Annotated in this window: 9 protein-coding genes and 1 pseudogene; 1 reads left to right on the top strand and 9 read right to left on the bottom strand. The window is 72.7% G+C overall.

Translation table 11 applies throughout. The features are described from left to right. Positions 1–20 precede the first annotated feature (20 nt). The 5 genes and pseudogenes from ABZ801_RS25420 to ABZ801_RS25440 all read right to left on the bottom strand — a co-directional run. A pseudogene (locus tag ABZ801_RS25420) lies at positions 21–1,118 on the bottom strand (ABC transporter permease); the annotation flags it as partial. Between the two features lie 11 nt (positions 1,119–1,129). Continuing rightward, positions 1,130–2,683, bottom strand: a complete 1,554-nt coding sequence (locus ABZ801_RS25425) for an ABC transporter ATP-binding protein (RefSeq protein ID WP_360702102.1) — start codon at positions 2,681–2,683, stop codon at positions 1,130–1,132. 70 nt (positions 2,684–2,753) lie between these two features. Continuing rightward, positions 2,754–3,800: a BMP family ABC transporter substrate-binding protein gene (locus tag ABZ801_RS25430; protein ID WP_360702105.1), complete on the bottom strand. Its 1,047-nt coding sequence runs from the start codon at positions 3,798–3,800 to the stop codon at positions 2,754–2,756. Between the two features lie 262 nt (positions 3,801–4,062). Beyond that, entirely contained in the window at positions 4,063–5,520 is a 1,458-nt protein-coding gene (locus ABZ801_RS25435; protein ID WP_360702536.1) for an amidohydrolase, read from the bottom strand. Between the two features lie 166 nt (positions 5,521–5,686). After that, on the bottom strand, positions 5,687–6,853 hold the full coding sequence (locus tag ABZ801_RS25440; protein ID WP_344948019.1) for a glutamate--cysteine ligase: 1,167 nt from the start codon (positions 6,851–6,853) through the stop codon (positions 5,687–5,689). Positions 6,854–7,372: 519 nt separating this feature from the next. Between ABZ801_RS25440 and ABZ801_RS25445 the strand changes: the two genes are divergently transcribed. Next, positions 7,373–8,581 (top strand): D-alanyl-D-alanine carboxypeptidase, encoded by a 1,209-nt coding sequence (locus tag ABZ801_RS25445; protein ID WP_360702108.1) that lies wholly within the window; start codon positions 7,373–7,375, stop codon positions 8,579–8,581. A gap of 6 nt (positions 8,582–8,587) precedes the next feature. Here ABZ801_RS25445 and ABZ801_RS25450 read toward each other — a convergent pair whose 3' ends face one another. The 4 genes from ABZ801_RS25450 to ABZ801_RS25465 form a co-directional block, all read right to left on the bottom strand. After that, the gene (locus tag ABZ801_RS25450; protein ID WP_360702111.1) at positions 8,588–9,727 is read right to left on the bottom strand and encodes a YhjD/YihY/BrkB family envelope integrity protein; all 1,140 of its coding nucleotides are present in this window, start codon (positions 9,725–9,727) and stop codon (positions 8,588–8,590) included. Positions 9,728–9,791: 64 nt separating this feature from the next. After that, positions 9,792–10,388 carry a 2'-5' RNA ligase family protein gene (locus ABZ801_RS25455; RefSeq protein WP_360702114.1) on the bottom strand — a complete coding sequence of 199 codons (597 nt, stop codon included), beginning with the start codon at positions 10,386–10,388 and terminating at the stop codon, positions 9,792–9,794. Between the two features lie 19 nt (positions 10,389–10,407). Beyond that, positions 10,408–11,454, bottom strand: a complete 1,047-nt coding sequence (gene trpS / locus ABZ801_RS25460) for a tryptophan--tRNA ligase (RefSeq protein WP_360702116.1) — start codon at positions 11,452–11,454, stop codon at positions 10,408–10,410. A gap of 60 nt (positions 11,455–11,514) precedes the next feature. Then, the gene (locus tag ABZ801_RS25465) at positions 11,515–12,747 is read right to left on the bottom strand and encodes a hemolysin family protein (protein WP_360702119.1); all 1,233 of its coding nucleotides are present in this window, start codon (positions 12,745–12,747) and stop codon (positions 11,515–11,517) included. Between the last annotated feature and the right edge of the window lie 8 nt (positions 12,748–12,755).

Here is a 12,755-nt window from a genome sequence, read left to right on the forward strand (position 1 = left end):
CGCCTCGGCCAGGGTCGAGCTCACGCGGCCACCTCCTTCGGGGACGAGTCACGGCCGGCCAGTTCCGCGGCGACCGCCTGCTGCTGCCAGCGCAGCCCGAGCCGCCGCACCACCTCGTACACGACCACCACCGACAGCAGCACCGCCGCCTGCGTGATCGCCACGATCTCCTTGGGGATCTCGTTGAACTCCAGGATCTGCGACGACTGGTCCAGGAACGACCACAGCAGCGCGGCGAACACGATCCCGACCGGGTTGTTGCGGCCCAGCAGCGCGATGCCGATGCCGACGAAGCCCAGGCCGCCGGGGAAGTCCAGCCCGTAGGAGTAGGACGAGCCGAGCAGCTGCGGCATGCCGATCAGCCCGGCCGCCGCGCCCGACAGCAGCATGGCCACCACGACCATCCGCTTGGCGTCGACGCCGCTGGCCACGGCCGCGCTCGGGGACAGCCCGGTGGCGCGCAGGTCGAACCCGAACCGGGTGCGTTCCACCACGACGTGGAACGCCACGCCCACCGCCACGGCCAGCAGCACCAGGCCGAAGATCTTCAGATTGGCCCCCGGGTAGGGGATGCCGGCCACCCGCCCGGACGAGGCGATCGGCTCGGTGCCGATGTTGTCGCTGCCCGCCACCTGCGTGCCGAGCCTGCCGTTCTGCAGCAGGTAGGCGATGATCCCGGTGGCGATGAAGTTCAGCATGATCGTGGCGATCACCTCGCTGACGCCCCGGGTGACCTTCAGCAGCCCGGCGATGCCCGCCCACAGCGCGCCCACCAGCATGGCGACCAGGATGATCATGGCTTGGTGCAGCACCGGCGGCAGCGCGACCGCGCCGCCCACCGCGGCGGCCAGCATCGCCGCCAGCCGGTACTGGCCGTCCACGCCGATGTTGAACAGGCCCATCCGGAACCCGATCGCCACCGCCACCGCGGCCAGGTAGTACGTCGACGCCCGGTTGACGATGTTGACGACGCTGTCCGGCTCCAGACCGAACTCGATCATCGCCTGGAACGTCGACGGCGGGTTGAAGCCGCTGATCGACAGCACGATCGAGGTGACGGCGACGGAGAACGCCAGCGCCACCACCGCCGCCAGGACCGTCAGCGCCAGCGGCGAGTTCTTCAGCCGGTTCACTGTTCCCCTTCCAGCGGCGCCCCGGTCATCGCCGAGCCGAGCCGTTCGGGCGTCACGTCGGCGGGGTCGACCTCGCCGACCACGCGGCCGCGCAGGATCACCCGCAGCGTGTCGGACATGCCGATGAGCTCGTCCAGGTCCGCGGAGATCAGCAGCACCGCCAGGCCCTCGGCGCGGGCCTGGCGCAGGTGCTCCCAGATCGCGGCCTGCGCGCCGACGTCCACGCCCCGGGTCGGGTGCGCGGCGATCAGCAGTTTCGGTTCGCCCGACATCTCCCGGCCGACGATCAGCTTCTGCTGGTTGCCGCCCGACAGCGCTCCGGCGTCCACGTCGATGCCGGGCGTGCGCACGTCGTAGGCGTCCACGATCCGGCGGGTGTCGGCGCGGGCGCCGGCCCGGTCGATCCACGGGCCCTTGACGTTGGGCCGCCGCGTCTGGTGGCCGAGGACGCGGTTCTCCCACAGCGGGGACTCCAGCAGCAGCCCGTGCCGGTGCCGGTCCTCGGGGACGAAGCCGACGCCCTCCTCGCGGCGCCGCCGGGTCGGCCAGCCGGTGACGTCCTCGCCGTCCAGCAGGATCGTCCCGGAGGCGGGGGCGCGCATGCCCATGATCGCCTCGACCAGCTCGGCCTGCCCGTTGCCCTCCACCCCGGCGATGCCGAGGATCTCGCCCGCGTGGATGGTGAGGGTGACGTCGTCGACGACGGCGCGGCCGGTGCCGTCCCGCACGGTCAGCCCCCTGAGCTGCAGGACGGGCCGGTCGGTCACCGTCGACTCGCGCAGCTCGGGGACGGGCAGCTCGCTGCCGACCATCATCCGGGCCAGCTCCCGGGAGGTCGTCGCGGCCGGGTCCAGCCGGGTCGCCACCGTGGTGCCGCGCCGGATCACGGTGATCTCGTCGGCGACCGCCAGCACCTCGTCCAGCTTGTGCGAGATGAACAGGACGGTGAGCCCCTCGCGGCGCAGCTCGCGCAGGTTGGCGAACAGCTCCTCGACCTCCTGCGGCACCAGCACGGCGGTGGGCTCGTCCAGGATCAGGATGCGGGCGCCCCGGTAGAGCACCTTGAGGATCTCGACCCGCTGCCGGTCGCCGACGCCGAGCTCCTCCACCAGCCGGCCGGGGTCGACGCGCATGCCGTACCGCCCGGCCAGCTCCTCGACCCGCCGCCGCGCCCTGGCGCCGATGCCGTGCAGGCGCTCGGCGCCCAGCACGATGTTCTCCAGGACGGTGAGGTTGTCGGCCAGCATGAAGTGCTGGTGCACCATGCCGATGCCGCGGGCGATGGCGTCCGACGGCGAGTGGAAGCTGACCTCCTCGCCGCCGACCTTGATGGTCCCCTCGTCGGCACGCTGCATGCCGTAGAGGATCTTCATCAGGGTGGACTTGCCCGCGCCGTTCTCCCCGACGATGGCGTGCACGGTCCCGGCGGTGACGGTCAGGTCGATGTCGTGGTTGGCGACCACGCCGGGGAAGCGCTTGGTGATGCCGCGCAGTTCGAACGCGGGCGGGGCGGCGGTGCCGGTGTCGGACGGCCGCTCAGTGGTGGACATCCCTGGTCCTCCTACACCAGAGCCCGGGAGGAGGCCGCTGGCCGCCCTCCCGGGCCGAGGCACGTTCAGGTCACTTGGTGGGGACGGTGATCGCGCCGCTGACGATCTGCTGCTTGAACTCGTCCAGCTTGGCCTGCACGTCCTTGATCTCCGCGGCGTTGGCGGTGGAGTAGCCGACGCCGTCGTTCTTCAGGTCGAAGGTGATCGGCCCGGCCTTGGCCGTGCCCTCGCCCGCGGCCTTGACGAAGTCGAACACCGCGGTGTCCACCCGCTTGAGCATCGAGGTGATGATGAGCGGCTTCTGCGCCGCCTCGGCGTTCTGGTACTGGTCGGAGTCGACGCCGATCGCGTACTTCTGCTTGGCGGCGGCGGCCTGGAACAGCCCGACGCCCGACAGGCCGGCGGCGTGGTAGATCACGTCGGCGCCGCCGTCGTACTGGCCCTCGGCGACGGTCTTGCCCTTGGCCGGGTCGCTGAAGCCGGAGAAGTCGGTGCCGCGGGAGATGTACTTGACGTCGATCTTGATGTCCGGCTTGGCCTTCTTGGCGCCGGCCGTGTAGCCCGCCTCGAACTTCTTGATCAGCGGGGTGTCCACGCCGCCGATGAAGCCGATCCTGCCGGTCTTGGACTTCAGCGCCGCCGCGGCGCCCACCAGGAAGGAGCCCTGCTCCTCGGCGAAGACCAGGTTGGTGACGTTCGGGCCGGTGACCGAGCTGTCGTCCACGATCGCGAACTTGGTGTTCGGGTGGTTCTTGGCGACCTTGCCCAGCGGGCCCGCGTAGGCGAACCCGACCGCGATCACCGGGTTGTAGCCGGACTTGGCCAGCAGCTCCAGTCGCTGCACCTTGTCGTTGTCGCTCTCGCCCTTGGTCGCCTCGATGTCCTTGACCTCGAGGTTGAGCGTCGACTGCACCTTCTGCAGACCGGCGTAGGCGGCGTCGTTGAACGACTTGTCGCCCCGCCCGCCGATGTCGTAGGCCAGCCCGACCTTGACGGTCTTCTTGCCGCCGCCGTCGTCCCCACCGGTGGTGGCCTTCTTGCCGCCGCACGCCGAAGCGCCGAGCGTGAGCGCTGCGCCCGTCAGCGTGACAAGCGAAATCCTGAGTCCACGGCGCACGTTTGGCGCTCCTTCCGTTCCCCGCCCTCGAAATGGCGGCCCGCACAGTGGCCGCCGAAATCGATCGGACGCTACCCGGTAAACAGACCAAAACGCCCACGATGCGCCGATTCGCAACGGGTCCGTTACCAAGGTGTAGGCATATCGCCACAGGTCAGGCCGCTCGTGCGGCGGCCCGCCCGCCGTCCGGTGAGGACGGGGAACGCCGCCCCGGGCCCGGCCCGGGGCGGACGGTGAATCTGTCGTCGCCGCCGGTGACGGCTCACGCCACGGCGGCGCCCTCGACCTGCTCGGGGTCGCCGGGACGGCCGCCGTCCCACAGCGCGGTCAGCGCGGTGGCGCTCAGCACCCGGACGCCGGCGGCGATGCAGCGCTCGTCCACGTCGAAGTCGCCGCGGTGCAGGTCGTACTCGCCCGGCGAACCGGGAGTGCGCACGCCCAGCCGGGCCAGCGCGCCCGGAATCGACTCCAGGTACCAGCCGAAGTCCTCGCCGCCCAGGCTCTGCGGCGTGGGCACCGCCGCGTCCTCGCCGAGCGTCTGCGTGGCCGCGTCGCGGAACATCTGCACGCTGGTCGCCTCGTTGACGGTGGGCGGGACGCCGCGCACGTACTCCAGCGACGCCTCCACGTCGTAGGCGGCCGCGACCGACTCCAGCAGCGCCTTCATCATCTCCGGCGCCCGGTGCCACGCCTCGTCGTCCAGGCAGCGCACGGTGCCCTCGGCGATGCCGTCGTCGGGGATGGCGTTGGCCACCGACCCGGCCGACACCCGCCCCCACACCAGCGACAGGCTGGAGCGCGGGTCGACCCGGCGCGACAGCGCGGCGGGCAGCTCGGTGACGATCTTGGCCAGCGCGTACACCAGGTCGGCGGTCAGATGCGGCCGGGCGGTGTGCCCGCCGGGCCCGGTGACCTTGACGTACACCTTGTCGCAGGCCGCGGTGATCGGCCCGGTGCGCAGGCCGAGCTGGCCGACCTCGATGCGCGGGTCGCAGTGCAGCGCGAACGCCCGGTCGACCCCGCAGATGCCGCCGGCGGCCATGACGTCCAGCGCCCCGCCCGGGGTCTCCTCGGCGGGCTGGAACAGCAGCCGCACCCGGCCCGGCAGCAGCCCCGCCGCGGCCTGCTGCGCCAGGAACAGCCCGGCGCCCAGCACCATCGTGGTGTGCACGTCGTGCCCGCAGGCGTGCGCGACGCCCGGCACCGTCGACCGGTACGGCACGCCCTCCTTCTCGTCCTGCAGCGGCAGCGCGTCGATGTCGGCGCGCAGCGCCACCGTCGGCCCGCCGGCCGGGCCGACGTCGCAGAACAGGCCGGTGCCCTTGGGCAGCACCGTGGGGGTCAGCCCGGCGGCGGTGAGCCGCTCGACGATCCGCCCCGTGGTGCGGTGCTCGGCGTACCCCAGCTCCGGGTGCATGTGCAGGTCGCGGCGGAACGCGATCAGCTCGGCCTCGTGGCGGGCCAGGAACGAGTCCAGCTGCAGCTGCAGCGCCTCGCCGCCCAGCGCGCGGCCGCCCGCGACACCGGCCGGCGAGCCGGTCGCGGAGCGGATCGCGGGGCCGTGCGCCGCGCCGCCGGCGCCGCCGGTGGCGACGCCGCGCGGTGCGGTCCCGGCCGCTCCCGGCGCGGTCCGCGCCTCCTCGGCGTCGCCCGCGCCCGCCGCCCCCGCGGCGGCCGCTGGTTCAAGGCCGGGCATCACCCCGGGTCCCGGTTGAGTCATGTGCGCCCCCTGCGCGATGGCGGAGCCGAACGGCGTCCGCCCGGTGGTCTGTCCGGTGTTGGGTGGGCTCGCCCCGGGCGCGTGACGCGCCCGCGAGACCCCGCGGTCCGGGTCGTGGCCGGTCGCGTCGTCGGGTCCGGCGCGGCCCGCCGGGTCGGCGGGCCCCTCAGTTCCCGACATGTGCAACCTCCCCGAATGTGACGAACCTGTCCTCGGCGAACTCGGCGATCGCGGCGTCGACCACGTTCTCCAGGGTGCCGCCCTCGGCGCGGATCGCGCGCTGGCGTTCGTAGGACGCCCCGTGTTCCAAAACCTCCGCCGCGACCTTGAGCTCCTCCGTACAGCCCAGCCGGTCGGCGACGGGTTCGAGTTCGCGTACCAGTTCGTAGAGATCGTCGCGAAGCGGCGTGGTATTCCCGGTGTCATCGGTGATGACGATGGCGTCGAGACCGTGGCGGGTGGCGCGCCACTTGTTGTCGCGCACCACCCAGGCCGCCGGACGCGGCAGCGTGTAGCCGCGGTCCAGCTGCTGGTCGAACAGCGTCACCAGGCTCTGGCAGAGCGCGGCCGCCATGCCCAGTTCCCGCAGGGTGGGAATGCCGTCGAACATCCGGATCTCGACCGTGCCGAAGTCCGGGTGCGGCCGGATGTCCCACCACACCTCCTTGATGCTGCGGATCGTACCGGCACGCAGCAGGGTCGCCATGTAATCCTCGAATGCCGCCCAGTCGTCCAGCAGATGCGGGGGGCCGGCCGTGGGCAGCTGGCCGAAGACCACCGCGCGGCTGGACGCCAGCCCGGTGTCGTGGCCGCTCCAGAACGGGCTGGAGGCGGTGAGCGCGAGGAAATGCGGCAGGTAGGCCGACAGGGCGTTGACGATCGGGATCACCCGGTCGGCGTCGCTGACGCCGACGTGGACGTGCACCCCGAACGTCTGGATTCGGCGGGCCAGCCACTGCATCTGCTCGATGAGGTCGGCGTAGCGCTGCACCGGCGCCATGACCGCGTCCCGCCAGTCGCTGATCGGATGCGTCCCCGTGCAGGCCAGCGCGATGCCGCGGTCGGCGGCCGCCGACCGCAGCGCGGCCACCGTGGCGGCCAGGTCGTCCTTGGCCTCCCCCACGGTGTGGCACACGTCCGTCACGACCTCGACGGTCGACTCCATCAGCTCGTGCCGGACCTTGTGGACGTCGCCGCCCTCGCTGAGCGACGGCAGCGCGGCCAGCACCTCACGCGCGTCCTGCCGCAGGTGCCTGGTCTCCGCGTCCACGAGCTGGATCTCCCACTCGACGCCCAGCGTCGGGCCGCGGGACGGGTTGAAGTCAATGGCCACGGCCAACCTCCGTCCACAATCCTTGCAGGTCGATGCGTGGCACGTGGCGCAATTCGGCCAGCGGGTCACTAAGCCTGGACAAACGCCGGTCCAGGCGTCGGTCCAGGCCGGGACTGCCCTCCATCATGGCGCCGGGTGCCGAAGAGCCGCAGGGCTCCGTGCCCGGCGCCGATCATTTGATCCACGAGGACGACAACCGGACACGATCTGTGACCCGTTTCGGTCACGCCAGTTCGGGAGAGCACCCTCCGAACGAACTAGTCCAACCTTAAATCTACCTGGTGACGATGCGTGATCGCCTGTGTTCGGGCGGCCCCGGCGGACGGTCCGGCGACGCGCCGGCGAACGCCCGTATCACGCCACCGTGAGCACCCGTGCGACGACGGTGATTCTCTTCCCGGACACGCCGCGCGATCGTGGCTTAATCTTCGTGAAGTCACGGGGACCGCCCCCGGGACCGCAGGAGCGCCGTCCACGGAAACCGCGGACCGTACTCGGACACAACGCCATCGGGGAGCCATGAGAAGACCACCGCGCGCCGTCTCCGCGATCGCCGTGCCGCCCGTCGCTGCCTCCCTCCTCCTCTCCCCCGCCCTGGCCGCGCCCCCGGCCGCCGCCGAACCCGTGGCGCCCCCCGTCCAGTCCGGCGCGGCGACGGCCGCCCCCGCGGGGCCGCTGGGCGGGGCGCAGCTCGGCGGCAAGGGCACGATCGTCAACCCGGCCGCGGGCGTCCCGGCGGCGCCGAAGATCAAGGCGGCGTCGTACCTGGTCGCCGACGGCGACACCGGCGAGGTGCTGGCCGCCAAGGACCCGCACGGCCGCTACCTGCCCGCCAGCACCCTCAAGACCCTCACCGCACTGACGCTGATCCCCAGGCTCAAGCCGGACCAGACGGTGCGTCCCTCGCAGAAGGCGTGCGACGTCGAGGGCACCAAGGTCGGCATGACGCCGAAGATGAGCTACAAGGTGTCCGACCTGTTCTACGCGCTGATGATGATGTCGGCCAACGACGCGGCGGTGACGCTGGCCGAGGCCAACGGCGGGATGGACCGGACCCTGGCCGACATGAACGCCGAGGCCAGGCGGATCAACGCCCGCGACACCCGCGCCGGCTCCCCCAACGGCCTCGACCGCGACCTCGGCCTCAGCGTGAAGACGCAGCACACCTCCGCCTACGACCTGGTGCTGATCCTGCGCGAGGCGATGCGCCACCCCGACTTCCGCCGCTACGTCGAGACCATCGACCACCACTTCCCCGCGCCGCCGACCAAGAAGGAGCGCAAGAAGGGCAAGAAGGTCGGCGGCTACCCGATCCACACCCACAACCGGATGCTGCCGGGCCAGGCGCACGCCTACCGGGGCATGCTCGGCGGCAAGAACGGCTACACCATCGCCGCCAAGCAGACGTTCGTGGCGGCGGCCCGCCGCGACGGCCACACGATCTACATCTCGCTCATGGGGGCCGACCAGCCGCCGTCCGAGTACGCCACCGAGCTGCTGGACTGGGGGTTCAAGGCGCGCGGCAAGGTCAAGCCGGTGGGCGCGCTGGTGCCGCCCGGCGACCTGACGCCGAAGAAGGCGGACGCCGGCAGCGGCGGGATGCTCGCCGACACGCCGCTGGGCGGCGGCGACTCGGCGGGCGGCTGGGGCCTGATGGCGGGCACCGCAGGCGGTGCGGTGCTGGCGGCCGGGCTGGTGTTCGTCGCCGTCCGGCGCCGGCGCGGCTAGGCCAGTTCAGGACGCGGTTTCGCGCGACCCCACGGACCCGACCCGGCCCGCCTCGGACCCGTCCCGGTCGGGCGCGCCTGCGGGCTTCGCCGCGGCGCCCTCGGCCTCCTCGCCGCTCGCCGCGGGCTCCTCGCCGCCGGGCACCGGCCCGTCGGCGGCGGCCTTCTCGCTCTCCGCCTGCTCGTCCCCGGCGGCGGCCTGCCTATCAGCGGCCGCGGCCTCGTCGGCACGGCGGTCGGCGACCAGGACGGCGGTGCGGGTGGCGGTCCACGCGGCGACGTACAGGACGTACCGGGCCACGATGTTGATCCACACGATGAGCCCGACGAGGACGGCGAACGAGGCGTACACCGGGTTGCCGGTGGTGTGCCCGAGCAGCAGCGAGGCGGCCTGCTTGAGCACCTCGAAGCCCACCGCGCCCACCAGCGCGCCGCGCAGCATGGTCCGCCACGGCGCCCGGGTGCCCGACAGCCGGGAGAACAGCACCAGGAAGATCACCGTGTTGGACGCGATCGCCACGGCCACCGACAGCAGCCACAGCGCGGTGCCCGCGCCCGGCACGTGCGCCAGGCCGAGCCAGCCCAGCACCGTGCTGGAGGCCGACACCGCGACCGTCGACAGGACCATGCCGAGGATCAGCATGCAGCCCAGGTACACCAGCACCCCGGCGTCCCAGAGCTTGCGGACGACGATGTTGGCGTCCGGGTCGGGCTTGTTGCCCCAGATGTCACGCAGCGACTCGCGCAGCACGGTCACCAGGCCCAGCCCGACGACCAGCAGGCTGGCCAGGCCGATCAGCCCGGCGGCGGTCTTGGACTGGGCGATCTGCTCCACGTGCAGCTCGTCGGCCAGCCCCGGCAGCAGCGACCGGACCGCCTGCACGAAGTAGTCGCGGGCCTGTTCGCTGATCCCCAGCAGGTAGCCCAGCAGCGCGTACGCCAACGCCAGCAGCGGGAAGAACGACAGGAAGGCGTAGCAGGTGAGGGCGGCCGCCAGCCGGTCGCCCCGGCGCTCCTGGTAGCGCTGGAACGCCCGGCCCAGGTGGTCGAACCACCGCCAGCGGGCGCGTGCGGCGTTCAGCAGGCGCACGGCCCGGTCGCGCAGGTCCGCGGCCAGGCCGACCGCCGCGTTGATCGCCTGCCGCATGCACGCACCGTACCCGGCCGCTGCCCCTCGATGCACGGCCCTTCCGAACGCCCAGCTCGGCGGGCTAGTCGGCGGCCCCGGAGCCGAACAGGAAGTGCCGGCGGGGCCGCCACACCCCGTCGGCGCCGTGCTCGTACAGGGAGAACCCCCACACCTGGAAGGCGGCCTCGTAGTCGGCCAGCTCCTTGGCGGCGCGGTCCATCTGCTCGTCGGACAGGTGGTGCGCCACGGTGACGTGCGGGTGGTACGGGAACTGCGGCCGCTGACCCGGCGGGCCCGCCAGCACCTTCGTGTGCAGGCGCGCGCAGCCGTCCTTTCCCTCGGCCAGCGCCACGAACACCACCGGTGAGACGGGACGGAACGTTCCCGTACCGTGCAAGCGGATCCGGAACGGACGCTCGGTGCGCGCCACCCCCGCCAGATGCTCCTCGACGGCGCCGAGTTCGGCGGCGTCGACCTGCGTGGGCGGCAGCAGCGTGATGTGCGTGGGGATGCCGGGCGCCAGACGGTCGCCGAACGACTCGCGGACACGCTGCAGCTCGCGCCCGTAGGGATGCGGAATCGGGATCGCGACCCCTATCGTGCGCGTGCCGTGCGTCTCGTGGCCCCCTGCGCCCTGTGTTCTCCCTGCGGGGGGACCGCTCCTCGGACGACCCCCCACACCCCCCGTCGGCTGGGAGCTAGTGGCCACGTCCCACGAATCCAACGCGGTCGCGCACGACCTCCATCGTGCGCGCGGCGGCCTCCCCGGCGCGGGCGGCGCCGTCGGCCAGGATGCGGTCGAGCTGGTCCTCGTCGTCCAGCAGCTTGTGCGTGCGCTCACGGATCGGGGTGAAGGTGTCCACCACGAGCTGGGCCAGGTCCTTCTTGAACTGGCCGTAGCCGCTGCCCGCGTACCGCTCCTCCAGCTCGGGCACGGGCGTGCCGGCCAGCGCGGAGTAGATCCGCAGCAGGTTGGTGACGCCGGCCTTGTTCTCCTCGTCGTAGCGGACCTCGGTGCCGGTGTCGGTGACCGCGCGCATGATCTTCTTGCGCATCGGGCCCGGCTCCTCCAGCACGTCGATGATGCCCTGCGGCGAGGACGCCGACTTGCTCATCTTGGCGGTCGGCTCCTGCAGGTCGGTGATCTTGGCGGCGCCCTCGGGGATGTAGGCCTCGGGCACCGCGAACGTCTCGCCGAACCGCTGGTTGAAGCGCTGCGCCAGGGTGCGGGTCAGCTCCAGGTGCTGGCGCTGGTCCTCGCCGACCGGCACCCGCAGCACCCGCTCGGCCGCGCCCTCGCCGGGGCCGGGGGTGTAGAGCAGGATGTCGGCGGCCTGCAGCACCGGGTAGGTGAACAGCCCGACCGTGGTGCCGGCGGTGCCCTGCTTGGCGGACTTGTCCTTGAACTGGGTCATCCGCCCGGCCTCGCCGAACCCGGTGAGGCAGCCCAGGATCCAGCTCAGCTCGGCGTGCTCGGGGACGTGGCTCTGCACGAACAGGGTGGCCCGCTCGGGGTCGACGCCCATGGCCAGCAACTGGGCGGCCGCGACCTTGGTGCGGCGGCGCAGCAGCGCCGGGTCGTGCTTCACCGTGATGGCGTGCAGGTCGACCACGCAGTAGAAGGTCTGGTGGGTCTCCTGCATCGCCACCCACTGCCGCAGCGCCCCCAGGTAGTTGCCGAGATGGAACGAGTCGGCGGTGGGCTGGATGCCGGACAGCACGCGCGGGACCGCCGGGGCGGACACAGCCCCGGCGCCGGTGCCTTCGGAAGTGGGCGCTACGGACATATGCACAGACCGATTCTCTCAGACCCGGCTCGGGGGGTCGTCGTCACCGGGGGCGGCCGTCGGGTTTTCACGATCGTCCGGACGTCCGGGACGTTCCGGAGTCCCCTCGGGGTCGCCGGTGGGCGGGACGCCCCCGCGCGCGGGGGTGTGCGGAGCTGACGGGACCGCCGGTGCCGCGGGGGCCACCGGCGTGACGCGCACGCGGGCCACCCGGCGGCCGTCCATGCGGGCGACCGCGAGCCGGTGACCGGCGGCCTCCACCGCGTCGCCCTCGGCGGGCACGCGTCCCAGGACCGCCATGATGTGGCCCGCGACCGTCTCGTAGGGGCCTGCGGGCAGCCGGATGCCGGTCGCCGCGGCGAACTGGTCCAGGTTGAGCAGGCCGTCCACCTCGACCACCCCGCCGTGCAGCCGGCGCGCCTGCGCGTCCTGCACATCATATTCATCGCGAATGTCCCCGATCAGCTCCTCGACCAGGTCCTCCAGCGTGACGATCCCGGCGGTGCCGCCGTACTCGTCCACGACGATCGCCAGGTGGTGGCCCTCGCGCCGCATCTCCGACAGCACCGGCAGCACCCGCTGCGAGGCGGGCAGGAACTTCACCGGCCGCACCAGCTCCCCCACCGGCACCGAGCGGTCGGCGACCTCCGGCACCAGCAGGTCCCGCAGATGGACGAACCCGATCACCTCGTCGTGGGAGTCGCGGCACACCGGGAACCGCGAGTGCGGGCTGGCCGCCGCGATCCGGGCCGCGCTCGACAGCGGCAGCGCCGCGTCCAGGAACACCACCTCCGTGCGCGGCACCAGCACCTCGCGCAGCGGCCGCTCCCCCGCGACGAACACCTCCTCGATCAGCGCCCGCTCGTCGTCGGTGAGCTCGGTGTTGGCCGCCACCAGGGCCCGCATCCGGTCGGCGGTGATCTCCTCCCGGACGGCGTCCGGATCGCCCCCCGCCAGCCGGACGACCAGGTCGGTGGAGCGCGACAGCAGCCACACCAGGGGACGGGCCGGTTTGCGCGGCTGCCGCGGCCGGTCCGCCACGGCCGCACCGCGCGGCCTGGCGGCGGCGGACGGCGGAAGCACGTCGGGTTCGGCGCGCGGCTGCGGATCCGCCGTCCCGGGCGCCGGCGGCGCGGTCGCGGGAGGCGGGCGGCGCGGCTCGGACCCGCTCCCGAACGCGGAGTCCGCGGCCGCGTCCGGGCGGTCGGGACGGCCCCTGCGCGGCGGCGGGGCGCTGCTGCGATCGTCCATGTCGGTTG

The sequence above is a fragment of the Actinomadura sp. NPDC047616 genome, assembly GCF_040642915.1.
Lineage (GTDB): Bacteria > Actinomycetota > Actinomycetes > Streptosporangiales > Streptosporangiaceae > Spirillospora > Spirillospora miaoliensis.

Excerpts from the sequence above, each read along its gene's own strand:
- ABZ801_RS25425 (WP_360702102.1), bottom strand. The coding sequence starts at position 2,683 with ATGTCCACCACTGAGCGGCCGTCCGACACCGGCACCGCCGCCCCGCCC.
- ABZ801_RS25435 (WP_360702536.1), bottom strand. The coding sequence starts at position 5,520 with ATGACTCAACCGGGACCCGGGGTGATGCCCGGCCTTGAACCAGCGGCC.
- ABZ801_RS25445 (WP_360702108.1), top strand. The coding sequence starts at position 7,373 with ATGAGAAGACCACCGCGCGCCGTCTCCGCGATCGCCGTGCCGCCCGTC.
- ABZ801_RS25450 (WP_360702111.1), bottom strand. The coding sequence starts at position 9,727 with ATGCGGCAGGCGATCAACGCGGCGGTCGGCCTGGCCGCGGACCTGCGC.
- ABZ801_RS25465 (WP_360702119.1), bottom strand. The coding sequence starts at position 12,747 with ATGGACGATCGCAGCAGCGCCCCGCCGCCGCGCAGGGGCCGTCCCGAC.